At 64.9% G+C, this 25,578-nt stretch carries 23 protein-coding genes; 3 read left to right on the forward strand and 20 right to left on the reverse strand.

The genetic code is table 11. The features are described 5' to 3' along the window. Position 1: 1 nt before the first annotated feature. The 19 genes from BST40_RS00745 to rpsJ form a co-directional block, all read right to left on the reverse strand. Entirely contained in the window at positions 2-6,724 is a 6,723-nt protein-coding gene (locus BST40_RS00745; RefSeq protein ID WP_083153123.1) for a type I polyketide synthase, read from the reverse strand. Further along, positions 6,721-8,454: an AMP-binding protein gene (locus BST40_RS00750; protein ID WP_075547046.1), complete on the reverse strand. Its 1,734-nt coding sequence runs from the start codon at positions 8,452-8,454 to the stop codon at positions 6,721-6,723. The genes BST40_RS00745 and BST40_RS00750 overlap by 4 nt, the downstream gene beginning before the upstream one ends. Positions 8,455-8,742: 288 nt before the next feature. Continuing rightward, positions 8,743-9,708 carry a DUF4436 domain-containing protein gene (locus tag BST40_RS00755; protein ID WP_075547045.1) on the reverse strand — a complete coding sequence of 322 codons (966 nt, stop codon included), beginning with the start codon at positions 9,706-9,708 and terminating at the stop codon, positions 8,743-8,745. Positions 9,709-9,804: 96 nt separating this feature from the next. After that, positions 9,805-10,716 (reverse strand): DUF4436 domain-containing protein, encoded by a 912-nt coding sequence (locus tag BST40_RS00760; RefSeq protein WP_075547044.1) that lies wholly within the window; start codon positions 10,714-10,716, stop codon positions 9,805-9,807. A 96-nt stretch (positions 10,717-10,812) separates the two neighbouring features. Beyond that, entirely contained in the window at positions 10,813-11,703 is an 891-nt protein-coding gene (locus tag BST40_RS00765) for a formylglycine-generating enzyme family protein (RefSeq protein WP_075547043.1), read from the reverse strand. 16 nt (positions 11,704-11,719) lie between these two features. Beyond that, a complete protein-coding gene (locus tag BST40_RS31370) occupies positions 11,720-12,385 on the reverse strand; it encodes a hypothetical protein (RefSeq protein ID WP_240316574.1) in 666 nt (221 codons plus the stop codon). Next, on the reverse strand, positions 12,366-14,726 hold the full coding sequence (locus BST40_RS00775; RefSeq protein WP_075547042.1) for an arylsulfatase: 2,361 nt from the start codon (positions 14,724-14,726) through the stop codon (positions 12,366-12,368). The genes BST40_RS31370 and BST40_RS00775 overlap by 20 nt, the downstream gene beginning before the upstream one ends. A 252-nt stretch (positions 14,727-14,978) precedes the next feature. Beyond that, the gene (locus BST40_RS00780) at positions 14,979-16,220 is read right to left on the reverse strand and encodes a cytochrome P450 (protein ID WP_075547041.1); all 1,242 of its coding nucleotides are present in this window, start codon (positions 16,218-16,220) and stop codon (positions 14,979-14,981) included. 503 nt (positions 16,221-16,723) lie between these two features. Next, on the reverse strand, positions 16,724-17,116 hold the full coding sequence (gene rpsQ, locus BST40_RS00785) for a 30S ribosomal protein S17 (protein WP_089024958.1): 393 nt from the start codon (positions 17,114-17,116) through the stop codon (positions 16,724-16,726). Further along, on the reverse strand, positions 17,113-17,373 hold the full coding sequence (gene rpmC / locus BST40_RS00790) for a 50S ribosomal protein L29 (protein ID WP_075547039.1): 261 nt from the start codon (positions 17,371-17,373) through the stop codon (positions 17,113-17,115). Before rpmC ends, rpsQ begins: the two co-directional genes overlap by 4 nt. Continuing rightward, positions 17,373-17,789 (reverse strand): 50S ribosomal protein L16, encoded by a 417-nt coding sequence (gene rplP, locus BST40_RS00795; RefSeq protein WP_011739064.1) that lies wholly within the window; start codon positions 17,787-17,789, stop codon positions 17,373-17,375. Before rplP ends, rpmC begins: the two co-directional genes overlap by 1 nt. 7 nt (positions 17,790-17,796) lie before the next feature. Then, complete coding sequence (rpsC, locus tag BST40_RS00800) at positions 17,797-18,630, reverse strand: 30S ribosomal protein S3 (protein ID WP_075547038.1); 834 nt, start codon at positions 18,628-18,630, stop codon at positions 17,797-17,799. Next, entirely contained in the window at positions 18,630-19,199 is a 570-nt protein-coding gene (gene rplV, locus BST40_RS00805; RefSeq protein ID WP_075547037.1) for a 50S ribosomal protein L22, read from the reverse strand. Before rplV ends, rpsC begins: the two co-directional genes overlap by 1 nt. Next, positions 19,196-19,477, reverse strand: coding sequence for a 30S ribosomal protein S19 (gene rpsS, locus BST40_RS00810; RefSeq protein ID WP_003892827.1), 282 nt, complete (start codon positions 19,475-19,477; stop codon positions 19,196-19,198). Before rpsS ends, rplV begins: the two co-directional genes overlap by 4 nt. Before the next feature lie 57 nt (positions 19,478-19,534). Continuing rightward, positions 19,535-20,377: a 50S ribosomal protein L2 gene (gene rplB, locus BST40_RS00815; RefSeq protein WP_075547036.1), complete on the reverse strand. Its 843-nt coding sequence runs from the start codon at positions 20,375-20,377 to the stop codon at positions 19,535-19,537. Between the two features lie 29 nt (positions 20,378-20,406). Next, entirely contained in the window at positions 20,407-20,709 is a 303-nt protein-coding gene (rplW, locus tag BST40_RS00820; RefSeq protein WP_023370924.1) for a 50S ribosomal protein L23, read from the reverse strand. Next, positions 20,709-21,377, reverse strand: coding sequence for a 50S ribosomal protein L4 (rplD, locus tag BST40_RS00825; RefSeq protein WP_075547035.1), 669 nt, complete (start codon positions 21,375-21,377; stop codon positions 20,709-20,711). Before rplD ends, rplW begins: the two co-directional genes overlap by 1 nt. After that, on the reverse strand, positions 21,377-22,030 hold the full coding sequence (gene rplC, locus BST40_RS00830) for a 50S ribosomal protein L3 (protein ID WP_075547034.1): 654 nt from the start codon (positions 22,028-22,030) through the stop codon (positions 21,377-21,379). The genes rplD and rplC overlap by 1 nt, the downstream gene beginning before the upstream one ends. 14 nt (positions 22,031-22,044) lie before the next feature. Further along, a complete protein-coding gene (gene rpsJ / locus BST40_RS00835; RefSeq protein WP_003873519.1) occupies positions 22,045-22,350 on the reverse strand; it encodes a 30S ribosomal protein S10 in 306 nt (101 codons plus the stop codon). A gap of 285 nt (positions 22,351-22,635) precedes the next feature. Between rpsJ and BST40_RS30665 the strand changes: the two genes are divergently transcribed. Both BST40_RS30665 and BST40_RS00840 read left to right on the forward strand, forming a co-directional pair. Beyond that, positions 22,636-22,824, forward strand: coding sequence for a hypothetical protein (locus BST40_RS30665; protein WP_075547033.1), 189 nt, complete (start codon positions 22,636-22,638; stop codon positions 22,822-22,824). After that, the gene (locus BST40_RS00840; protein WP_131808291.1) at positions 22,796-23,182 is read left to right on the forward strand and encodes a hypothetical protein; all 387 of its coding nucleotides are present in this window, start codon (positions 22,796-22,798) and stop codon (positions 23,180-23,182) included. The genes BST40_RS30665 and BST40_RS00840 overlap by 29 nt, the downstream gene beginning before the upstream one ends. Before the next feature lie 44 nt (positions 23,183-23,226). Here the strand turns inward: BST40_RS00840 and BST40_RS00845 are convergent, their stop codons facing one another. Next, the gene (locus BST40_RS00845) at positions 23,227-23,829 is read right to left on the reverse strand and encodes a TetR/AcrR family transcriptional regulator (protein WP_075547159.1); all 603 of its coding nucleotides are present in this window, start codon (positions 23,827-23,829) and stop codon (positions 23,227-23,229) included. Between the two features lie 143 nt (positions 23,830-23,972). On the opposite strand from BST40_RS00845, the gene BST40_RS00850 reads away from it, so the two are divergent. Beyond that, complete coding sequence (locus BST40_RS00850) at positions 23,973-25,577, forward strand: MFS transporter (RefSeq protein ID WP_083153125.1); 1,605 nt, start codon at positions 23,973-23,975, stop codon at positions 25,575-25,577. The last annotated feature ends 1 nt before the right edge of the window (position 25,578 follow it).

Consider the following 25,578-nt stretch of genomic DNA (forward strand, 5'->3'; position numbering starts at 1 on the left):
CTCAATCTCCCTTGGCGGCAATGACCTGACGAAGCAGTTCGTCGACGTCGTCGTCTGAAACTTGCTGCACCTGGGTCAGCAGGTCGATCCACGGTGCGCCGTCGGTATCGGTGGTCTCCGGCGTCCGGTTAGGTTGCGCCGCAGTGCTATCGGCGGACACGGTCGGAGCGGGCCGCGCCGTAGCCGCGCCGGGAAGCTGGTCGGCGAGCCACTCGGCAAGGGCTGCGATGCTGCCGCCGTCCAGTAGCTGAACGGCCGGGACAGCGATACCGAAATCGCGGTCGATCTGATTGCGCAGCGCCAACGCGCTCAGCGAGTCGAGCCCCAGGCGGTCGAGGGCCGACTGGGGGTCCAGCCGAGACGGTGTCACACCGAGTTTGCTGGCAGCCAGATCACACAGGTAGCCCTCGAACAGACGTTGACGCTCCTGCCGGTCCGCGTGGCGTAGCGAGTCGCCCAGGCTCGCTTCGTGGCCGCGCGGGTCGGCCAGACCAGCCAGCAGCGAGGACTCTTTGGCGCCCGGGAAAGATCGGAACCATTGGTGGGCGTCGAATCTGAACACTCCGGTGCGGGCACGGTCGGCAACCAGAAGTTGTTGCATGGCAGCCAATCCCAGCTCCGGGGTGAGCATCGAAAAGCCCTGATCAGCCAGGAATTGTCCACGACCCACCCGCGCCCACGGCCCCCAGTTGATTCCGATCGCCGGCAGACCCTGAGAGCGTCGGTAGGCCACCAGCCCATCCACCCAAGAGTTGGCTGCCGCATAGGCCCCCTGTCCCGGTGAGCCCAACAGCGAAGCAGCCGACGAAAATGTCAACCACCAGTCCAGGTCGAGGTGAGCGGTCGCTTTGTGTAACCACCAGTGGCCGGCCACCTTTGGCGCGAACACTCGCGCCACCGCCGACGCCGACATGTTCGAAACGATCTCATCGGCCAGCACCATCGCGCTGTGCAACACACCTGCCGGCCGCAGACCGGCTTCCTCGACAGCGGCCACCAACCGCTCCGCGGTACCAGGTTGGGCGATATCGCCGGTGATGACCTGCACCCGACGTCCCGCAGCGTTCATTTCCGCGATCGCCGCCGCAACCTCGGCGCCGGGCGCCGAACGCCCGTTAAGCACCACCAGACCCGCGCCCTCGGCGACCAGCCAGTGCGCCACGACAAAGCCCAGCCCGCCCATGCCGCCCACCACGATGTAGCCGCCATCGGCCCGGACCAACGGTTGGGCGGGCGGGCAGGCAAGCGCCACAATGCTTCCCGCGGTCGGTATCGAGATCACGATCGTGCCGATGTGAGCGTCCGAAGCCATCATCTCGAACGCGTCAACGGCGCGGTCGAGGCTGAACTCGCTGACCGGGAGCGGCTGCAGCTCGCCGGCCACCACTTGTTGCAAAATGTCTTGCAACAGCTCACGGTAGCGTCGCGGTCGCAGCCGCAGATTCAATTCCAGATCGACCACTGCGAAAGACGCACTCTTGGCCAGCGAAGCCAGCTCCAGCTGCGCACCGGCGTAGCCGTCGCGCCTACTCAGCTCGACGAATCGCCCACCGGGAGCAAGGATCTCCATGCCACTACGCCGAATCTCTGCTCCGGCAGTCGAATTGAAGATGACGTCGACACCTTGTCCCCCGGTGGACGCCTCTATCTCCTCGACGAACTCCGGGTTGCCCGAGTTGCCAACATAATCAACACCCAACTGCGCCAACACCTCATGCTGGGCCGCCGAGTCCGCCGTCACATAAATGCGTGCCCCGATGACCTTGGCGATCGACACCGCCGCCAACCCGACACTACTGGCGGCCGAATGGATCAACACCCGGTCCCCGGCCGTAAGCCGCCCCGCCTCACACAACCCGTGCCACGCCGTCAGGTAGGCAATACCCAGGCCGGCCGCCTCATGATCCGACAGCGCCTGCGGCGCCGGCACGACCCAATCGGCCGACGTCGTCAGATACGAAGCAAGCGAACCAGGCCCCAACGCGATTACCCGCTGTCCCAGCTGCAGCGAATCCACCGCAGCGCCGAGGCCGGCCACATATCCCACGCATTCGCTGCCAAGCGCCGGCACGCCGTCGCCCACCGTGTCGTCCAACGCGGAATACAAACCCATCGCCTTGAGGACGTCGCTGCCATTGAGCCCCGCGGCCACCACCCGGACCTCGACCTCATCCGCTGCCAGCGGCATACGCCGCACCGCATGCACCGCCAACGCGCCCAACCGCCCCGGCTGATCGGTCTGCAAGCGCACCGCGCCGCCACCATCGAGATCGACCAACACCGGACGCCGCTCGGCAGCCACGACGTTGGGAGCCGAAACCGGGACCCGGACAAGGCGATTCACGCACCGCTGCCCATTGCGCAAAGCCACCTCATCGTGGCCGCAATTGGCGCACAACTCATCAACCAGCGCGCCAGCCGACATATCACCTTCGGCATCGACGTCCACGACGGTGGCATTCAGCTCCGGATGCTCAAACGTCAGCACCCGCGCCATACCACGAAGCGTTGTCTGCGCCAATGTCACCCGCTCACCAGCAGCTACGTGCTGAGCCCCGCGGGTCACCATCCACAGCCTCGGTCGGCCGCGAATACCGCTCTGCGACAAACTCTTGACGATGTCGGCAACGAACAACGTCCGCGACTGCGCCAATTCCAACTGCGCAGAATCAGACAAGGCCTCATCGACCGAACGCGGTGGACACACCAGTACCACCGCGTTCCAGCACACATCGCTCTGAGTCAACGCGTCCTGGAGCTCGGCCCGATCCCCCGCCATCACCACCTGACAGTGCGGCGTCCGTCGTGAAAGCCCCGCGCGCACCGCGTCCAGCAACCCGTCAGCCGCACCATGTTCAGCAACCAGCAACACCGCACCCACCGCAGCGGCCGGCTTATCCGTAGCCATCGGCTCCCAGGCCAAGGTGAATGTGTGACTGGCCACCTCGCTGCTGGCCCCTGCCGGCACCACCGCCATCTCGATCTCATCGATAACCAGCAAGACCTGTCCCTGGCTACCTGTGAGCACCACTCGGCCTACGTACCGATCCGGGTCCGCCGTTGGTCTCAGCACCGCCAGCGCGGCAACACCTTCGGTGAGATCTCCATAGACCCGCACACCGCGAAACCGCACCGGAAGCACCACCGACCCGGTGCCCTGCGCACCGGCAAGGTCGGTAGCCGGCTTGGTCGCGCCAAGTGTCTGCAACGCAACATCGACCATCACCGGATGCGCCAGTAGCCGTCGCGCTCCCTGCCGGGCACTCGATGGCAACCGCACCTCGGCCCGAGCCGCGCCGCAACCGAATACGCTGAGCCCGGTAACCCCCTGGAAAGCAGGACCATGGTGTTGGGCGGCGCCGCGCAACCGGCGATAGAGACTGTCGGCATCCAACTTCGTCACCGATGAGTCATCAACATCGATCGGTTCCACGACCCGCGGCACACCCCGCTCCAACACCGCGCTGGCATGCAGCGTCCACCCCGAATCCCGGATTCCGGAACGGATTTCCACGCACGGCCGGGACGCAGTGCCACTCAATGTCGTGACGACAACGGTAGGTTCCCTAATCGGCATCAACTCGCGCAGGCATAACTCAACAACCTGCCACGGCATATCGCGGTCGGTCCCATGCGCTTCGGCCGCCGCCGCTAGTGCCAACTCGATATACGCCGCGCCGGGCAAAACACACATGCCGTCAATACGGTGATCGCCAAGCCACAGGTAATCGGGAGTGAGCATGCGTTCCCACACCCGAATTCCATTGGTGGGATCGGTAACACCGACCCCCAATAGCGGATGGCCTACCACCGCCGCGGCGGTGGCCGACCCGGCGGAAAGCCAGTGCCGCTCGTGCTGCCAAGGACTGGCCGGCAGCACCGGATGCGGTCCGGGCGGATGCGGCAGGCGTGGCGGGTGACTGGTGCTGGCGGCGTTGAGGTTGGTGTGGAAGCTGAGTGTGTCGTCGCCGTCGCGCCTCAGCGTGCCGATGCTGTGATGGTGGATCTGCGATCCCAACGTTTCGGTGACGGCGTACGTCAGCATCGGGTGCGGGCTGATTTCGATGAAGATCGCATGGTCTTGCCCGGCGGCGGTGATGGCCCCGCTCAGCAGTACCGGTTGCCGGAGATTGGCCACCCAATAGTCGGCATCCAGCGGCGGATTGGCGGTACCGGTGACGGTGGAGAGCAACGGAATCATCGGCGTCTTGAGGGCCAAATCGGCTAGTGCGGAGCGCAACTCAGGCAGGATCGGATCCATCAAAGCGGTATGCGAGGCGACCTCCATGTTGACCCGCCGGGCAAACCGGTTTTGCCGCTGCACCTCGGTGATCACCGCGGCCACCTCGGTTGGGGGTCCGGCGATCACCGTTTGCCGCGGCGATAAGAAACCCGCCGCGCTGACCCCGGGATGGGTGTCGAGCAACGCGGCCGTGGCCTCGGCGTCGAGTTCTATCAGGGCCACCGCGCCCTGGCCGGCCAGCCGCGCCATCAATCGCGATCGAACCGCGATCACCCGCAATCCCTCGGCAGGTGTCAACGCCTCGGCCGCCACCGCCGCGGTGACCTCGCCCATCGAATGACCGATCACCGCATCCGGATGGACCCCGTAAGAACGCCACAACTGCGTCAGCGCCAGCTGCAGTCCCATGATCACCGGCTGAACCCGCGCATCACCGGTCACCGGCTGCGCCTCGGCCAGCACCTGATGCAGCGAAAACCCCACCTGCTCAACGAATGCCGGCTCGAGTTCGGCCACCGCCGCCGCGAAAACCGGTTCGTCGGCCAACAACTGTCGACCCATTCCCGCCCACTGCGAGCCCTGACCCGAGTACACGAACACCGTGCCCGTCCGGCAGGCCCCTTCATGCGGGCCGACTACCCCGGTTTCCGCCCGGCCGGCCGCCAACGCCCGTAGCCCGGCGACCGCCTGAGCCCGTTCCCGGGCACACACCGTGGCAAACCGGGAATGGTGAACTCGGTGATGCGCGAGTGTGTGAGCCACCTCCGCCAACGCCACCCCAGAACCCGCACCGGTCATCCAGTCCGCCAACACCCCCGCCGCCGCCGCAATCCGCTGCGGCGTCCTACCCGAGACCACCAACGTGCCGACGGCCGGGTCCGGCTCAGGCACCACCGCAACGTGCTCGGGGGCTTGCTCCAACACCACATGTGCATTCGTGCCGCCGAATCCAAACGACGACACTCCCGCCCGTCGGGCGCGGCCTACTGCCGGCCACTCCTGGTGTTCTGCAACGACTTTCAGCCGCAACTGGTCAAAAGAAATATGGGGGTTGGGGGCGTCGAAGTGCAGGCTCGCCGGCAGCCGGCCCCGCTGCAACGCCAGCACCGCCTTGATGAAACCCGCGATCCCCGCCGCTGCCTCGATATGACCCAGATTCGTCTTGATGGAGCCGATCAACAGCGGGGAGGTCGCCGCGCGCCCGCGACCCAACACCTTGCCCAGGGCACGCGCCTCGATGGGATCACCCAACAAGGTCCCGGTCCCGTGCGCCTCCACATAGTCCACCTCGTGTGGCGGCACGTCTGCATTGGCATAAGCGGCCCGCAGCACCGCCATCTGAGCGGCCGGATTCGGAGCCATCAGCCCGTTGGACCGGCCATCTTGATTGACTGCCGAACCGCGCACCACCGCGAGCACCCGGTCCCCGGCACGCAGCGCGTCATTGAGCCGTTTGAGCACCACCACGCCAGCGCCCTCGCCACGCACAAAGCCGTCGGCATCCGCGGAAAACGCATGACAGCGACCGGTTGGCGACAACACACCGGCTTGATCGAAGCCGTGGAAAATCGCCGGCGACAACAGCAGATTGACCCCCGCGGCAATGGCCAGGTCCGAGTCGCCCATCCGCAGGCTTTGGCATGCCAGATGGATCGCCACCAACGACGACGAACATGCGGTATCCACCGCAACGGAGGGGCCGTGCAGATCAAGGAAATACGACAACCGATTGGCGATGATGCTCAGCGCACCGCCGGTGTTATTCCACGCATCAACCCCGGGCAAATCGGTGGCTGCCAGGTGCCCATATTCGCTGACACAAGCGCCGGCGAACACTGCGGTCTGCGAGCGGCGCAATGAAGTCGCGGGAATCCCAGCGTGCTCCAAGGCTTCCCAGGCCACCTCCAGGAGCAGTCGTTGCTGAGGATCCATCTTGGCGGCTTCGCTCGGCGAGATCTCGAAGAACTCGGCATCAAACGCGTCGATGTCGCCCAGGAACGAGCCCCATCGAGTCGTCCGGGCGAGGGTTTGCGCTACCGCGGGCGAACCGTCATCGAACGGCAACCAGCGATCAGCCGGAACCTCAGCTATGGAACAGCGACCTTTCCACAGAAACTCCCACAATGCTTCGGGCCCAGATATCCCCCCCGGAAACCGGCAGCCCAGGCCGATGACCGCGATCGGTTCGTCCACCCAACGACTGGCCGGATGACCCTGGTCAACAGATTCCGGCCCCGTGGTGGTGAGAAAGGCGACCAGAGCGTTGATCGTCGGGTGCTGCCAACAGTCCACCGGCGACACCGGCCGACCGAGCAGCTTGGCCAGCTCGCCTGACATATCGATGACATCCCGAGAGCCCAGCCCTAAGTCCTTCAGCGACAGGTCTGGGTCGATCCCATCCGCGTTGCAGTCAACGTTGGTTACCAGGTAATCGATCAGCCACTTTCGAAGTTCCACATCGCCAGGAAGGCCCGCCGTCACGGCGTGACCTCGACACGCTCCAATTCATCCCGCTGGTATCGCTCGGCGCAGGCCGAACGTCGAACCTTGCCGCTGGTCGTGGTAGGAATCGAACCAAGCGTCACAAAAACGAGGTCCGCGATGCGCAGGCCATGCGAGTGCGAAATCGCCGAGGTGACCTCACCCTTCAGCGATCGGAGCTTTTCCTGTTGCTCTTCATCGCACTTGCCGGTTGTCTTGACCTCGGCAATGGCGACCAGCTGTTCTGTCCCGTCATTCGGAACAGACACCGCCGCAGCTCGCCCCCGGGTTATTTCATGAATGGTCGCCTCGATGTCGTCCGGATAGTGATTGGACCCGTCCACGATCAGCAGATCCTTGATTCGGCCGATGATGAACAACTCGTCGTCGGAAATGACCCCTAAATCGCCGGTTCGCAGCCACGGTCCGACCGGCGTGCCGGTTGACGGATTAACCAGGCGGGCGCGGAATGTTTGCTCCGTCTTGTCAGGATTGCGCCAGTACCCCATGGCGACGTTGTCGCCATGCACCCAAATTTCGCCGGTCCTTCCCGCCGGACACTCGGTCCGCGTCTCGGGGTCGACGATCCGCACCAGTGGTGATTGCGCCAACCCGTAACCGACTAGCGCCGCACCGCCATCCCGGCACCGCTCAGCCCGACCGGCGGACAGTTCCTCCGAGTCGAAACGAACGATGTCCGGCGGCTGAGCCGGTGTTCGGGTCGACACGTACACCACTGTCTCGGCGAGCCCATAGGTTGGTCGTATCACCGTGTCGGGCAGATTGAATGGCGCAAACCGCCTCGTGAAGCGCTCCAAGGTTGCCGGCTGTACCCGCTCTCCACCGCTGCAGAGAATCAGCAAGCCGCCAAGGTCCAGCCCGGCCATGTCCTCGTCGGCGGTTTTTCGTGCCGCCAATTCAAAGGCAAAGTTCGGCGCCGACGTGAACACGGTCCCACTGGTCGCTGCCAATTGCATCCAACGAGCCGGCCGTTGTACGAACGACACCGGACTCATGAGCACAGCGTGTCCTCCGGACAGCATCGGCTGGCAAATGCCCATCATCAAACCCAGGTCGTGGTAGAACGGCAGCCACGAGACCGCAGTGATCTCACCGCGGTGGCCACGAGCCAAGTCGCGCGTCCACTGCTGAAAATTGGCCACCACGTTCGGATGCGAGATCATGACCCCGGTTGGCCTCCCGGTCGATCCCGACGTGTATTGGAGATACGCGGGCTGGGAAGGTGGGCAATGCCTGGGGTCCGTCTGGCATAGAGCTTCGGTGTCCAGCGAATCGATCTCGATGACTGAAGCGGCGGAACCGTCGTTGCAACCACCCGCGTATTTCACGGCATCTGCAGCGGCGCCGCTGGTCGTGAGAATTACCGAAGGAGCGCAATCTCGCAGCGCCGAAGAAACCCGCTCCTCGTAGACGCCGAACTGCGGCAGCGGCAACGGAACCGCTATGTATCCGGCGTGGAGTGCACCCCAGAAAGCAACAATGTATTCAAGTCCTTGGGGGGCCAGGATGGCGGCCCGATCACCGCTCGAGCCGCATATCAAGAGCTCTTTGGCAAGAACCTGTGCTTGTTGATGAACTTGTCCCCAGGTAAGGGTTTCGGAAACGCCGTTCGGGTCGGTCTCGTAGTCGATAAAAGTGTATGCGTCGCGGTCGGGGTGCTGGTTGGCGATTTCCTGCAGGAGTTCGGTCAGAGAAGGTTCACCAGCCATAGGTAATCGTCGCCTCCGTCTGTCTCAGTTGGATAGACCTCGCCCAGATCAGCCTCGGACAGATTAGCTTCGAAATGCGGGGACGTACGCGGAATACCAAAAATTATCGATCACGTAAATCGAGATTGTTCCGGGATTCAGATCGGTTTGGCCATACCGGTTTTCAGGACCGGTTTGCGGAACCGGTTTTCGGGCGGTGACGCGCTGCGCGGCCTTCAGCGATGCGCTGTGATCACCGCGGGCTAACCGGATTCCCGGGCACCGAGGTCGCCACGTCCGGCCCCGCTGCTACTCCGATTCCCGGTACCACGCAATGACGTAGACCACCATGGCCGTGGCGAGCGCTATCAGCACCCAGATCACCACGGCTTGGTCGATCCACGACCCCGCCGGCGGCGAGCCGGGAAGGATATTGCGCAGCGGCACCACGGCGAACAGCATTGCCGCATACCACGTGGAGAACGGTGGCAGGAATTTTCGCCGGCCGGTGACCATCTGGATCGCCACGAATAGGGCCAGCGTCGGCAGCGTGACGAGGACCAGGCAGATTCCCAGGTCGAAGACCAGCGGACCCTTGGCCCTCTTCAGCGTGATGATCACGTTGTCCGGGCGATCCGAGGTCTGACTCGCGTCCCCGACGCGCTGGGCGCTGATGTCCCAGCCCTCCAGCGATCCGGTCACCTCGACGCGGGCCGGCTTGTACTGGCGAGTGTCGCCGGCCCCGACCAGCACATCGGCCTGGATGGTGTCGGTGGTGTAGGTGTCGAAAGGCCAGTTACCGGGATCGCCGTGCGCCTCGATGGTGGTGGCGACCTGCGCCGGCGATTTCCCCACCGGATACTGCAGGTCACCCAGGTCGTTGGTCGGATAAAGGCGCACCGAGGTGTCGGTGGTCAGCACGTCGAGCCGCTTGTCGACCATCGAATCATCCGGCATCACAAGAACTTTCACATCGAGGCGATTCGCCACGGTGTGTAGCTGCTCGAATCGCACCAACACCACCGTGTCCTCGGTGGTGCCCACATCCGGCTTGGGCAACGGCCCCGGCGTGCTGGCCAGCCAGTGATAGCCGACCAGCGAGAGGACGTAGACAACAGCGACACCGACGATGATCGACACGTCGAGCACCAGATGTTTCCGCCGCGACATGTGCGGGCGGGCCAGCGGAGACGCCGCCGATCCGCCGGGCGGAGACGCCGCCGATCCGCCGGGCGGACCCGGCTCCGGCGCCGCCGGCGCGTGGTTATCGGTCATCTGCGGTCACCGCCGAAGAGACCGCCGACATATACCTGCCCCCGAACACGGAGTCAGATGGTAGCAACCGGCGTTCCCGCCGGTGACGTTTCTAGATCAGTCCGATTGCCGGCGGTAGGCGAAGATGAACAGGCTCATCGCCACAATCAATGCGATCAGCACCCATAGCGTGACTGCCTGGTCGATCCAGGAGCCGGGCGGGGGGTTGCCGGGCAGGATATTGCGCAACGGGACCACGGCGAACAGCATGGCGGCAAACCACGACACGAACGGCGGCAAGAACTTCTTCCTGCCCAACGCCATCGGGATGGACACCCACAGCCCCAACGTCGGCAGGCTGATGAGGACCAGAATGATGCCCAGGTCGAAGATCAGCGAGCCCTTGGCCCGATGCAAGGTGATGATGACGTTGTCGGGGCGACTGGTGGTCTGGCTGGATTCCCCGACGCGCTGCACGCTGACGTCCCAGCCGTCCAATGACCCGATCACCTCGACCCGGGCGGGTTCTTTCACCCGGCTCTCGCCGGTTCCGACGATCACGTCGGCAGAGATGACTCCCGTGGTGTAGGAGTCAAACGGCCAGTTGGCGGGATCGCCTTCGGCCTCGATCGCGGTGCTGACCTGCGCCGGTGTCTTGCCCACCGGGTACTGCAGGTCGCCCAGATCGTTCTCTGGGTACAGCCGCACGGCAAGGTCTTGGGTCAACACGTCGAGGCGTTTGTCGAACTTCGAATCTTCTGGGATGACAAGCACATTCACCGTCAGGCGGTTGGCCACCGTCTCCAGCTTCTCGAGCCGCACCTGTACGACGGTGTCTTCGGTGGTGCCCAGGTCCGGTTCGGGCAGCGGGGGCGCCGACGTGGCGAGCAAATGCACACCGAATAGCGATAAGGCGTAAACGACGATGATGCCGAGAACAACGGCCAAGCCGATCACGAGGCGCGTGCCGCGCGGCTTGCCCGCGACCGGACCCGCCGGTGCCGGGGCCGGCGGAGCCTGATGGGTCATCGCGAGCGGCTCTTTGTGGTGAACACGCGGCAGATGCTAGTGAGCCGCACCGGCGATCAGGCGGCAACGCGCCGGGCCACAGACCCGCGAATTTCCTTAGCCTGATCCGCGTTCGGCCACACAACGGAAGCCGATGTGGGTGGTCGCGGTGTCTTGCGATTGCGGCGACCGGGCCGCCGGCCGGTACCGGTGGCAATACTCCGGCGCACACAAATGGGAGCCGCCCTTGAGCGCCTGGCTGATGGTGGGGTCGGCCGGCCCGACAGGCGCGCAGCACGCCGTCGGAGGCTGATCGGTGCGGTGGTGCGCGGAGAACTCGGTTGCGGTCCATTCCCAGACGTTGCCGATCATGTCGATCAGACCGAAGCCGTTGGGCGGGAAGGTGCCCACCGGCGAGGTCCCAACCCAGCCCAGTGCGCCGTCGTTGCGGTAGGGGAACGTGCCCTGCCAGGTATTGGCCATCAACTGCCCGCCGGGCTTGGCCTCGTCGCCCCAGGCATAGGTGGTCGTGGTTCCCCCACGCGCCGCGTACTCCCATTCGGCCTCGCTCGGCAGCCGCCGCCCCGCCCACCCCGCGTAGGCGGCCGCGTCGGGATAGGCCACCTGCACGACGGGGTGGTCGGGTTTGTCGGCGATATCGCTGTCCGGGCCGAAGGGATGGCGCCAGCTCGCGCCCGGCACCCAATCCCACCACTGCCGCCAGTCACGCAGGTCCACCGGACCCGCGGTCGGACGGAACACCATCGCGCCCGGACACAGGTCGTCGGGGTTTGCCCCCGGATAGAGCGTGGGGTCCAGAGGTTGTTCCGCCACGGTGGTATACCCTGTGGCAGCGATGAATTCGGCAAACTGCGCATTGGTGACCGGGTGGCGCTCGATCGCGAACGCGGGCACGATGACGGTGTGTATCGGCGCTTCCTCGGGGTAGAAGCTCGTCGACCCCATGCGGAACGATCCGCCCGGCAGCTCAACCAGTTCGGTTAACACGGCTTCAGGGTATGGCTCAGGGTATGAGGACAGCGAAGTTCTGCATCAAAGCGGATTTTGCCGAACGGAACCCGGGCACCGCCGCCGGACCCTCCAGGTGGACGGCGACCAGGTAGTTCTTGGTGTTCGTCCAGATGTGAGCGATGCGGTCGGCGAATTCGATCGGGCCGGACGATCCCTGCAGGGTGCCGGTCAACAGCTGGCTGCTGAAGCCGCAGAACGGGACGCCGGCGACCAGGAAATTCAGCCGCCGCATCGACCCTCCCAGGCTGGCGGTGTAGGCCAGGAACGCGCTGTCCGGCTGTCGGTCGGTGGGGGCGATGGTCACTGACGCCGACATGCCGTTGGGGCCGGTCAAAGTCAGCGCCGTAGCCCCGCTGCCGGGGGTCGACGTCCAACCGTCGGGCACGCTGATCGTGATCCTGGGTGCGGCCGGGTCCGAGACACTGGCAAGCGTCGCGCGGCCCTCGCCGGTCAGCGACGGCGAACAGGCGACCGTGTCGGGCGGGACGTGCTCGGGGTGCGTCGTCACGATCCCCGGCACCGGCTCCGCCGGGTCAGGATGTGCGGGCGCGCCCGGCCCACCGCCGCGCTCACCGCAGCCGGCCACGATGCCCGACAGGCATAGCAGCGCCGCTGCGCGCAGCAGCTGTGCCGAGCGGCTAGTCTCGCGAAAACGCAAGGGCGAGTTCTTTTTCCACGTCTTCATACGGTCGTCCGGATAGGTCGATCGTCACTTGGGCAATAGTTCCGCCAGTGAAGGCGAATGGCGCCATGTAGCGGCTGGACACCGCCGAACCGCCGTTGTGTCCGACGGTGATGCCGGCACCTGCCAACCCGAATGTTCCCGGGTGGGTGGTCACATCAGCAAGTCCGCCGACCTCGTGCTGGTCGAAGTACATCGTCAAGTCACCCAGCGGGGTGTGGCTGTTGGGCACGGTTCCCGTCCGCGCGTAGCGCACGCCGAGCAGGTGTCGGCCGAGCGGGATCGGGCCGACCGACGAGAGCACCTGCTGGCGCTCACCGAGGAAGTTGTAGACGTAGTGCAGGCGTCCGTCCTGGATGAACAATACGTGCCCGCCGTGCGCACCGCCCTGCTTGAACAGCACCCCTTCGGCGCCGGTGGTGTCCACCGTCACGTCGGCCACGACGGCGAACGAACGGCCGCGGATTTCGGCGGCGGCTCCGATACCGACGTCAGCGCAGTTGGGATAGTAGATGTAGGTGGATCGTTCGGTGACCAGATAGGGCCGCGACCGCATCATGGTTTCCACGATGTTGAGATCCGACAGTGGCAGACCGTTGTATTTGGCGGCCTCGGAATACCACAGCGCCTTGAGTTCTTCGAGCTTGTCGGGATGCTCGGCAGCGAGGTCATGGCATTGGCTGCGGTCTTTTTCGATGTGGAACAGTTCCCACCGATCGGTGTCGAAATGCGACCAGCCGGCTGGTGTGGCGGCGTGGATGGTGTTGGCGAACCAGCCCTCGTGCCAGATTCCGCGGGTGCCGAGCATGGCGTAGAACTGGGTGTGCTTGCCGGTGTCGACGGCTGGATCGTCCAGGGCGGCTTTGAAACTCACCCCATCCAGGGGCTTCTGGGTGATGCCCTTGACGGTATCCGGCGGGGTCATGCCCAGCAGCTCGTAAACGGTCGGGGTGATATCGGCGACGTTGACGTAATTGTCCCGGACTTCGCCGTGGGCCGTGATCCCGGCCGGCCAGGAGATGATGGCCGTATCGGCGATCCCGCCCTCGTGCGAGGCGTAGCGCTTGAACAGCTTGTAGGGGGTGTTGAAGGCCATCGCCCACCCGATCGGGTAGTGGTTGTAGGTTTGCGGGCCACCCAGGTGGTCGAAGAGCTTCATGCTCTCTTCGACGGTGTCGATATAGCCGTTGAAGAATTTTCCTTCGTTGACCGACCCGTTGGGTCCGCCCTCACCGCTGGCACCGTTGTCGGAGATCACCACGATGATGGTGTTGTCCAGTTGTCCCGATTCCTCGAGGTAGTCCAGGATCCGGCCGATCTGCGCATCGGTGTAGCTCAGGAAGCCGGCGAACACTTCGGCCATCCGGCAAAACAGCTTCTTCTCTTCATCGTTGAGCGAGCCCCACGGCCGCACGGTGTCCTGCAGCGGCCACGACTCGCCTTGGGGCCCCTTCACGTCGAGATATGGGTTGATCGGCGACAATTCGGTGTCCGGCGGGACGATCCCCATCGACTTCTGCCGCTCCAGCACAACCTCGCGATACTGCTCATAGCCCATGTCGAACTTGCCGGCATATTTGTCCGCCCACTCCTTGAAGACGTGGTGCGGCGCATGCCCGGCGCCCGGGCACAGGTAAGTGAACCACGGCTTGTCCGGCGCGATCACCTTGGCATCGCGGATGAATTGGATCGCCTTGTCCGCCAGGTCCTTCGACAGGTGATAGCCGTCCTCTGGGGTGCCGGGTGGGCTGACCGGGTGGTTGTCGTACACCAGGTCGGGATACCACTGGTCGGTCTCGCCGCCCATGAATCCGTAGAAGCGTTCGAATCCCCGAGACGTGGGCCAGTGCCGCTTCGTCGCGGCCATGTTGGCCTCTTCGAGCGGTGTCAGGTGCCACTTGCCCACGCAATAGGTGTTGTAGCCGCCTTCGGCGAGCACCTCCGAAAGAAGGGCGGTATCGGCCGGTATCCGTCCGTTGCAGTTGGGGAAACCGTCGGTGAATTCTTCGATGGTCGCCATGCCGACGGTAGTCGCGTTGCGACCGGTCAGCAGCGACGCCCTCGTTGGCGAACACAACGCGGTGGTGTGGAATTGCGTCAGGCGCACGCCGCGCTCGGCGATGCGCGTCATGGCGGGCATCTCCACCACGCCACCGAAGCAGTCCCAGGTCGCGATGCCGGTGTCGTCCCAGACCAGATACAAGATGTTGGGCGCGTTCTCGGGCGCCGTCGGCGCCGCGTAGGGACCCCAATCCGGTTCCGAGTCACGGATATCCAGCTCGATCTTGCCTTGAAACTCGGTCGACCCCGTCGTCACTGCAACACACCCACTTTCTGTACGCACATTTATCGGCGTCGCGTGGAGATTACCCCGAACAGGGGTGACCCGACCGCACAACGACGCGGCAGTGCACAATTTGGGCGCTTGCCTGATCTTGCGGCCTGCCGTCACCTTACATTGTCAACATAGTATGACAAATTTCGCGAGGCCGGTATCGGGGTCTGGCCGGGCGCTCCGCGGGCCCCGCGACTTTCGGCGGCTTCCCGGCCACCGGCGCCGGTGGTGCGGTCAGTTGAATTCCAACACCAGGTGCCGCAAGCCGTTGCGGCGGTTAGTGCCGATCCATTCCACGGGCCCCGTCAACTGGATTGCTTCGAAGCGCGGGAGCAGTTCCTCGAAAAACAGCCGCAGCTCCATCCGGGCCAGATTTGCGCCCATGCAAGCGTGCACCCCTTGGCCAAAACCGAGGTGCGGGTTGGGCTTTCGGGTGATGTCGAATTCGTTTGGACGGTCGAACACGCTGGGATCGCGGTTGGCCGAGCCCTCCCACACCAACACCTTTTGGCCAGCCTCGATCCAGTGGCCTCCCAAGGTGACGGCGCGAGTGGCCGTGCGCCGCTTCGACGGCGATGGCGATGACCAACGCACCATTTCCTCGATCGCCGACGGCAACAACTTCAAATCCCCGCGCAGTTGCCGCCATTGGTCGGGACGTTCGGCCAGAGCAAGCAGCCCAACCGCAATCGCATTGCGAGTAGTGTCTGAGCCCGCGCTGAACATCGTGTTGAAAAACAAGTGAACCTCGGCGTCCGACAGGAAAGGTTCGGTTGCGTTGGCGACGATAGACAGCAAGTCGTCGGCCGGCTCAGCGCGTTTGCGCGCAATCAGCTCCCGACAGTAGCTGTCCCGCCGTGATTCGGCACCTTCACCAAGCGCCCATGCCATGTACTCCGCTCGGGTTCCGCGAAAATCCAGACCCGCCTCAAACTCCTCCAACAACCAGTGCCGGTCGATCTCCGGAATTCCGCACAAGATGCAGATCGCCTGCATCGGCAGGTCGACAGCGATATCAACCGCGAAGTCCAACGCTACACCGGGCTCGATCCGGTTGAGCAGCCTTCGGGCCCGTTGGCGCAGGTCGTGTTCGATTCGGCGAATCATTCGTGGCCCTAGACCAGAGCTGACCAGCCGCCGGATCGCAGCATGCCGCGGATCATCCATCATGTTGAGCACATGACCGGCGATTGGCAGATCCTGCAACAAGGTGCCACCGAACGGCCGTTGGCCGCCGGCTTCCGATGAGAAGGTCGCTGAGTCACGCAGTACTGCCAGTACCTCGGCATAGGTGGCTACCGACCAGAAGCCTTCACCATCGGGAGTGTGCTCAGTGGGCGAGTGCCAGAACACCGGTGCTTCAGTGCGATGGCTCTCAAATACGTGGTGCGGGAAGCCGTTCGCAAAGGTGTCCGGATTTGTCAGGTCGATTCCGAACAGCGAAGCTACGACAGGACCAGCGGAGCCTGGCGTCATTCTGCTCTCCTCGAATCCGATTTTGGGATTCAATGCCGCCGGGCGGCGTCGCGGGTCTCGACCGGTGCGGGATCTGACCACCTTGGGATATCAGATCCCGCCCGGCCAGTCAGGTTAGATTCACTCGCAGATTTCGTCGGCCTTGCAGATAGGAGCCGAGTAGACGAGCTCGCATTCGGCGAACAGCATCTCGTGGGACATGAAATTTCCTCCTCGTATCGATTCACAGACCTGCCATGCGCGCGCAAGGCGGACATGATGCAGATGTCTTTTCCACCCGAAAATTAGCAACCCACGCCGGCAAACTCTGTCCCATTATGGGCGGATTTACCTGGATCATTGCTTGTCCTACCAGCGGTGGACAAGTGCAGTCCTACATCTGGCAGTGGCCGAGGTGTCCGGCGATTCGCCTCACCACACGCAAACTGTCATGTCCACGAAGAAGCGCCGGGTCAGGCGACGAAAATCGTCTGACCCGGCGCTCCGCAAAGCTCTTTCGGCCGTTACTTGGCCTTCTCGAGGATCTCGACCAGCCGCCAGCGTTTGGTCGCCGACAGCGGACGCGTCTCCATCAGCGAAACGCGGTCGCCGATGCCGGCGATGCTGTTCTCATCGTGCGCCTTGACCTTCTTGGTGGTGCGAATGATCTTGCCGTACAACGGGTGCCGCATGCGGTCTTCCAGCTCGACCACGATGGTCTTCTGCATCTTGTCGCTCACCACGTAGCCGATGCGTGTCTTGCGACGGCCTCGCGGCTTGGGAGCGCTCGGAGTGTGCTTGGGGCCCTTCGCTTTCGAGGGGACATCCTTGGGTGCGGCCTCTTTGGACGCTGCCTTGCGTGGGGCTTTAGCCGCCGCGGGTGCCGCCTTTGCGCCAGTCTTAGCCTCTGCCATCACGATTCCTTACCTTCGGGGCCTTCGGGGCCTTCGGGACCATCGGGACCGGAAGCCAGACCCAGTTCTCGTTCGCGCAGCACCGTATAGACGCGGGCGATTTCCCGACGCACCGTGCGGAGCCGGCGGATGTTGTTGAGCTGGCCGGTCGCCATCTGGAAGCGCAGGTTGAACAACTCTCCCTTGGATTCGCGCAGTCGCTCGGTCAGTTCCTCGTCGGTGAGCTCACGCAGTTCGCCAGGGGAAATTCCCACTGCCATCAGAACTGCTCCTCTCGAGTGATAATGCGTGCCTTGATCGGCAACTTGTGGATCGCACGGGTCAGCGCGGCCCGCGCGATCGCTTCATTGGGGTAGCTGAGTTCGAACAGCACCCGGCCCGGCTTGACGTTGGCCACCCACCACTCCGGGGAGCCCTTGCCCGAACCCATCCGGGTCTCGGCGGGCTTCTTGGTCAACGGGCGGTCCGGAAAGATGTTGATCCACACCTTGCCGCCACGCTTGATGTGCCGGTTGATGGCGATACGGGCCGACTCGATCTGCCGGTTGGTGACATAGGCGTGCTCGAGGGCCTGGATCCCGTAGTCGCCGAAATTCACCGACGTTCCACCGCTGGCGATGCCTCGCTGGCGGGGATGATGCTGCTTGCGGTGCTTGACCTTGCGGGGAATCAGCATGATTCATTCACTCCGTACTCTGCGCTTCGACCGCCGGCGCGGTCTCGTTGCCGGCCCCCGCGGTGCTCTCTTCGCCGCCCGCGGCGCGGCCCGCGTCGGTGCCCGTGGCCGTCGTGCCCGAGGCACCGCTGCGGCGCGGACGGGTGCCCGCCGGCCGTTCGCGGCGCGGCCGTTCGGGGCCCGCGGGGACCGCGGCGGCCAATTCGCGCTTGCCACCGACGATGTCGCCCTTGTAAATCCACACCTTCACGCCGATCCGGCCGAAGGTGGTCTTGGCCTCGTACAGGCCGTAGTCGATGTCCGCGCGCAAGGTATGCAGGGGAACCCGGCCTTCGCGGTAGAACTCCGAGCGGCTCATCTCGGCACCGCCAAGGCGGCCCGAGCACTGCACCCGGATGCCCTTGACGTTGGGCTGACGCATCGCCGACTGGATGGCCTTGCGCATCGCGCGGCGGAACGCCACCCGGTTGCTCAACTGTTCGGCAACCCCCTGGGCCACCAATTGAGCTTGCGACTCGGGGTTTTTCACCTCGAGAATGTTTAGCTGAACCTGCTTTTTGGTCAGCTTCTCCAGATCGGCGCGAATCCGGTCGGCCTCGGTGCCGCGGCGGCCGATGACGATGCCCGGGCGGGCGGTGTGAATGTCCACCCGGACCCGATCGCGGGTCCGCTCGATCTCCACGTCGGCGATACCGGCGCGCTCCAGGCCGCTCGACAGCAGCCGGCGGATCGCGACGTCCTCCTTGACGTACTCGGCGTACTGCTTATCGGCGTACCAGCGCGACTTCCAGTCGGTGGTGATGCCCAGCCGGAAGCCGTGCGGATTGATCTTCTGGCCCACTAGTCTGAGCCTCCCTTCCCAACGGAATTCTCAGATGCAGAAGTCTCAGAAGTCTTTGCGGGTGCTTTCTTGGCGGGCGCTTTGGTCGCCGCTTTCTTGGCCGGTGCTTTGGTCCCCGAAACAGCAGGGGCTTTCTTCGCAGGTGCCTTCGCGGCGGCCTTGCTGCCCTCGGCCCGACGCGCCCTCGACGACTTCGAAGACCGCTCGTCCTTGGCCGGGCGACTCTCCACCACCACGGTGATGTGGCTGGTGCGCCGCCGAATTCGGAACGCACGACCCTGAGCACGCGGACGGATGCGTTTGGCGGTCGGACCCTCGTCGGCATAGACCGTGGCGACCACCAACGTCGTCGGGTCCAGGCCGTTGTTGTTCTGCGCGTTGGCGGCGGCACTGGCGATCACCTTGGCCACCGGCTCACTGGCGGCCTGCGGCGCCCAGCGCAGGATGTCGAGTGCATCCGATACCGAGCGGCCCCGAACCAGATCGATGACCCGGCGCGCCTTTCTCGGCGATACCCGCACAAACCGTGCCTTGGCGACGGCCGACGGATATTCAGTGGTGGTAGTCATCGCCGCTTACTCTTCCGGTCGTCCTTGATGTGTCCCTTGAAGGTGCGCGTCGGCGCGAATTCACCGAGCTTGTGACCCACCATCGCCTCGGTGACGAACACCGGGACATGCTTGCGGCCGTCGTGTACCGCGAAGGTGTGGCCGATGAAGTCGGGGATGATGGTCGAACGCCGCGACCAGGTCTTGATGACCTGCTTGGTGTTCTTCTCGTTCTGTACGTCGACCTTCTTGAGCAGATGGTCGTCGACGAACGGGCCCTTCTTCAGGCTGCGTGGCATAGTTGGCTACTCCTGAAACTTCCTGGGTCTAATTTGCCCGCGCGCATCGTCGCCAGGCTAGCGGCCATGCTTCTTGCCGGTGCGCCGGCGGCGGACGATGAGTTTGTTGCTTTGCTTGTTCGGATGGCGGGTGCGCCCTTCCTTCTTGCCCCAGGGGCTGACCGGGTGACGGCCACCGGAGGTCTTACCCTCGCCACCACCGTGCGGGTGGTCGACGGGGTTCATCACCACGCCACGGACCGACGGGCGCTTGCCCTTCCATCGCATCCGACCGGCCTTGCCCCAGTTGATGTTCGCTTGCTCGGCATTGCCCACCTCGCCGACCGTCGCGCGGCAGCGGACGTCGACCCGGCGGATTTCGCCACTGGGCATCCGCAGCGACGCGTAACTGGCTTCCTTGCCGAGCAACTGGATACTCGACCCGGCCGAGCGCGCAAGCTTGGCCCCGCCGCCGGGCCGCAACTCCACCGCGTGGACCAAGGTGCCGGCCGGGATGTTGCGCAGCGGAAGGTTGTTACCGGGCTTGATGTCGGCATTGGGACCCGATTCCACCACGTCGCCCTGCGTAAGCCCGTTGGGCGCAATGATATAGCGCTTTTCGCCGTCGAGATAATGCAGCAGTGCGATCCTTGCGGTGCGGTTCGGGTCGTACTCGATGTGCGCGACCTTGGCGTTGACCCCGTCCTTGTCGTTACGACGGAAGTCGATGAGCCGGTAGGCGCGCTTGTGACCGCCGCCCTTGTGGCGCGTGGTGATCCGGCCGTGCGCGTTGCGGCCGCCGTGGCCGTGCAACGGACGCACCAGTGACTTCTCCGGCGTGGACCGGGTGATCTCGGCGAAATCCGACACACTGGCGCCGCGGCGGCCCGGCGTCGTCGGCTTGTATTTGCGAATTGCCATGTCTAATCAGGTCTTTCTCTCGCGCGCGGCTAGGCCGGTGCTCCGAACAGGTCAATCGGCTTGCTGCCCGGCGCCAGGGTCACGATGGCGCGCTTGGTGTTCTTGCGCCTGCCGTATCCGGTACGGGTGCGCTTGCGCTTGCCCGGCCGGTTGGCGGTGTTCACCGATGCGACCTTGACCGCGAAGATTTTCTCGATAGCGATCTTGATCTGCGTCTTGTTGGAATCGGGATGCACTACGAACGTGTAGACGTTGTCGTCGAGCAACCCGTAGGACTTCTCCGAGATCACCGGGGCCAGGATGATGTCGCGGGGGTCGGCGATGGTCGCCATCAGGCCGAAACCTCCTCGGGAGTGTTGGCGGCTGTATTAGCGGCTATGTAGGCGTTGAGCGCCGCGACGCTGAAAACCACGTCGTCGGCGCGCAGCACGTCGTAGGTGTTGAGTTGATCGGGCGACAGGACGTGCACACCGGGCAGGTTGCGGACGCTCTTGGCCGCCGTCTCGTCGTCGCGCCCGATGACCACCAGCAGCTGCCTGCGGTCGGTCAGCGTCGCCAGAAATGTCTTGGCGCTCTTGGTAGAGGGGGTTTGGCCGGCAACCAACTCGGTGACCGCGTGGATGCGCCCGTTGCGCGCGCGGTCCGACAACGCGCCCCGCAACGCGGCGGCGATCATCTTCTTGGGGGTGCGCTGGCTGTAGTCACGAGGCTTGGGACCGTGCACCACGCCCCCGCCGGTGAATTGCGGGGCCCGCGTCGATCCCTGCCGGGCTCGACCGGTGCCCTTCTGCCGGTACGGCTTACGACCACCGCCGCTGACATCGCCGCGTGTCTTCGTCGAGTGTGTGCCCTGGCGGGCCGCCGCCCGCTGCGCGGTGACCACCTGGTGCATCAACGCGATGTTGGCCGGTACGTCGAACAACTCGGCCGGCAGCTCGATGGAGCCTTCGACTTCGCCGGCCGGCGTCTTGACGTCAATCTTGAGGGTGGTGGCAGCCATTACTTTTCACCTCGTTTGATCGCGCTGCGGACCATCACGAGTCCGCCGGTGCGGCCGGGAACCGCACCCTTGATCAACAGCACGCCATTTTCGGCATCGACCTTGTGCACCAACAGGTTCTGCACGGTTACCCGGTCATTGCCCATCCGGCCGGCCATCCGGGTGCCCTTGAACACCCGCGCCGGGGTGGCGCAACCGCCGATGGAGCCGGGACGCCGGTGCACCGCCTGGGCACCGTGAGCAGCTCCCTGACCGCGGAAGCCGTGCCGCTTCATGGTGCCGGCGAAGCCTTTGCCCTTGGAGGTCCCGGTCACATCCACGTAGCTGCCGTCGGCGAAGATCTCGGCCGTCAGCTCCTGGCCGACCTCGTATTCGGCCACCGCGTCCGGGTCATCGAGGCGCAGCTCGGCCAGGTGCCGCCGCGGATTGACGCCCGCGGCGGTGTACTGACCGCTCAGCGGCTTGGTGACCTTGCGGGGACTGATTTCGCCGTAGGCCAGCTGCACGGCGCTGTAGCCGTCGCGCTCCGGCGTGCGGATGCGCGTCACGACGTTCGGGCCCGCCTTGACCACTGTCACCGGTACGACTCTGTTGTTCTCGTCGAATACCTGCGTCATGCCCAGCTTGGTACCGAGAATGCCCTTTCGTGCCATTGCTCTGCAGACTCCTACTGGATGTTGACGTCGACGCTGGCCGGAAGATCGATGCGCATGAGTGCGTCAACCGTCTTCGGGGTCGGGTCGAGAATGTCGATCAACCGCTTGTGGGTGCGCATCTCGAAGTGCTCCCGCGAGTCCTTGTACTTATGCGGGGAGCGGATGACGCAATACACGTTCTTCTCGGTCGGCAGTGGCACCGGACCTACGACGCTGGCACCCGTGCGGACGACGGTCTCGACGATCTTGCGCGCCGAAGCGTCGATAGCCTCATGGTCGTAGGCCTTGAGCCTGATGCGGATCTTCTGTCCCGCCACGCTTCTCCTACCTCACTCCAATACTTCAGGCCCGGGTCCGGACCTGGTGCCGCCAGCCCGCCGATCGACGCCGGCCGATCCCGGGTCGAACTAGCGTGCGCCGGATACTGCGCCGCTGTTTACCTGTCGTGGTCCACCGACCCCCGCGGTCGGGCGTGTCGCCCGCACGCAGCCTTGTAGGCGCCGAAATCGGTCGCGCTCCAAGGATGGGGCCGGACGCGCCCGTGTGGGCGCCGGTCGTGTGCCTGGCCAGGCGCAAACCTGGCGCAAGGCAACCTGAACAGTATGCCCCAGATCACCGCTTCGGCCAAATCCCGGGTCATCGGCATCGGTGGGCCGCCGGCGGTGTCCGCCGGGCGGTCCACGATCATCGCCGGCAGCGACCCCACCAGGGCTTTTGGTTTGTTCCACCGGGCGGTGGCGGCCAAGCCTACGCTCTCATCCCGTGATCGGGCCGGATTTGGGGGCACCTGACGCCGCGCAACCGATGGTCGACTGGATCAACGGCGCCCCGCCGGGCGAATTAGCCGCCGAACTGATGGCGGCCTTCGACCCGAACATGCCCAGCGATGCGCCGGCCCTGGCGTTGTCGGAGTTCACCGACTGGATGTTCCGCGGCTTCCCGAGGCGCCGCGGCCTCATTGTGCCGGCCAGACCGGTGCTGGAACCGATGCTGGAAGCCATTCAGCTGTTGGAGCACTCCGAATTGATTCTGGCGCGCTGGATCATCAATAACGAGCTCAGGTGGAGCGCTACCCGCCTGGGCTTGGCCACACTGGCCGAAGGCAAAGCCGCGGTCAGGCAGCGGATCAAGGATCGGACCGGCCGGTAACGCAGCTCAAATCCGTTGAGCGGGATGAAGATCCGTCCGTTGACTCATGCCGATTCGATGTTGGTGGCCGCCACCGCTCCACCCCGCCGGCGCTGGACGAACAGAAAGCCGTCGACTGCTGCCCGCGCGCATTCCCGATAGTCGAAGTCCGGCAGGGTGCTCAACCGTCCCAGCACCAGGGGGCCGATCAACAGGGCGATCGCGCGGGACCGGTCGATCTCGCCCAATTCGGCCGCCTCCGGGCTGTCGAAAATCGCGTCGAATGGCGCCGCATACTGCTGGGCGATGCGTTCGCGCAAGGTGGCAAGCGCAGTGCTGTCACCGCTATGGGCGTGCCGCGCTTCCGGCAGTTGTTCAAGATCGCCGCCCAGCGCGACCCAGGCCATCGCGGTCAGCATGCCCGGCGCTTCGGCAATCAGCTCGGCCTGAGCCTGTAACAACGCGATGAGCCGATCCCGCAGCGAACCTTCCGAAGGCGGCATGGGCGCCGGCGGTATCAGGCTGTTGAACGTCGCGGCCAGCAGGTCGTTCCCACTGGCGAAGTGGCGGTACAGCGTGGCTCTGGCAACGTTGGCGCCACGGGTGACCGCCTCCACGGTCACCGCCTTCGGCCCGCCGGACCGCAGCAACGCAGTGGCGGCTTCCAGTAACCGAGCCCGAGACCGCTCCGGGCGGGGATCAACGCTACTGCCGGCGATCTGCACTACCTCCGTTTAAGAACGAGACTATCCGTCTATATGCAAGACCGTTAGTCTCGGCAAGTACTCGCCGCCGGAAGGAGGCGTGCAGCATGGTGAACACCCTCGTCCGGCCTCATCAGCGTACCGACGGGATGCCGTCGGGCACCTCCCATCGCGCTCGAATCTGGACCCTGACGGTGGCCTGCACGGGCGTGTCGCTCGTCGTCGCGTCGATGGTCGCGTTGAACACGGCACTGGGCGACCTTGCGGTGGCGACCTCGGCGACGCAGTCTCAGCTGACCTGGGTGGTCGACGGTTACACCGTCGCGCTGGCCTGCCTGCTGCTACCGGCCGGGGCCATCGGCGACCGTTACGGGCGACGAGGCGCGCTGTTGTTCGGTCTGACCGTCTTCTCGGTGGCCTCGGTGGCGCCGGCGATCTTCGACACCCCGCTGCAGATCATCGTGGCCCGGGCGGTCGCCGGGACCGGAGCGGCGTTCGTGATGCCCGCGACGCTCTCCCTGCTGACCGTTGCCTATCCGAAAGAAGAGCGGATGAAGGCCGTCGGGATCTGGGCCGGAGTCGCCGGCTCGGGCGGGGTGCTGGGCATGTTCGGTTCCGGCATCCTGCTCAGCTTCTGGGATTGGAAGTCGATCTTCTGGGCGCTCGGGGCCGCCGGCGCGTTGGTCTTTGCGCTGACGTGCTCCGTCGCGTCGTCACGCGAACCCGATGCGCCGCGAGTCGACTGGCTGGGTGCCGTACTGATCGGCGCCGCCGTCGCGGTGTCGGTATTCGGTATCTTGCAAGCACCCCAGCGCGGCTGGGGCGACGCCGTCGTCGTCGGCGGCCTTGTCGTCGGAGCGGTTCTTGCCGGGGCGTTCGGTGTCGTCGAATTCCGGCGCCGGCAGCCGCTTCTCGACGTGCGGCTGTTCGCCGATCCCGGATTTGCCACCGGGGTGGGAACCATCGTCATGCTGTTCGGGGCGACCTTCGGCTTCTTCTACCTCGGCATGCAATACGTCCAGCAGATCATGGGCTACTCCGCTCTGATGACGGCGGTCGCCTTCGGCCCGTTCATGGTGCCGCTGGGCATCTTGTCGGCACTGTCGTTCTGGTACGTCCCGAAACTCGGTCTGCGGCTGGTGTTGCTGGTGGGCATGCTGGTGATGTCGGTGGGCTTCCTGTGCATGCGCGGGCTGTCGGTGGACTCATCGTATTTCGACCTGGCCTGGCCCGCGTTGATACTCAGCGCGGGCATCGGGTTATGCACGGCACCGACGACTTCGGCGATCATGGCGGCCGTTCCCGACGAAAAGCAAGGCGTGGCATCGGCGGTCAACGACACCACCAGGGAGGTGGGCGGAGCGTTGGGAATCGCGGTGGCCGGCTCGATACTGGCCGGACGCTACGCCCAAGAGCTGGCGACGAGTTTGTCGGCCTTCCCACCGGCCGTCCGCGGCGCGGCGACCGATTCGCTGGCCCAGGCCGTGGAGGTAGCCAATCGGCTTGGGCCCCAGGGAAAGCAGCTTGCCGACGTCAGCAAGGCGGCGTTCCTGACCGCCATGCACGCCTCGACGCTGGTGATGGCCGTGATTGTGGCCATCGCAGCGGTGCTGATCGGATTGTGGGCACCCGGCCGAGATGGCCGGCAACTGGGGCCGATCCGCCGGGTCGTCGCACCCGCGCCGGCAACGGCAGGACGGCACCGAGCCTGAC

This window comes from Mycobacterium persicum (assembly GCF_002086675.1).
In the GTDB taxonomy this organism is placed as follows: Bacteria; Actinomycetota; Actinomycetes; order Mycobacteriales; family Mycobacteriaceae; genus Mycobacterium; species Mycobacterium persicum.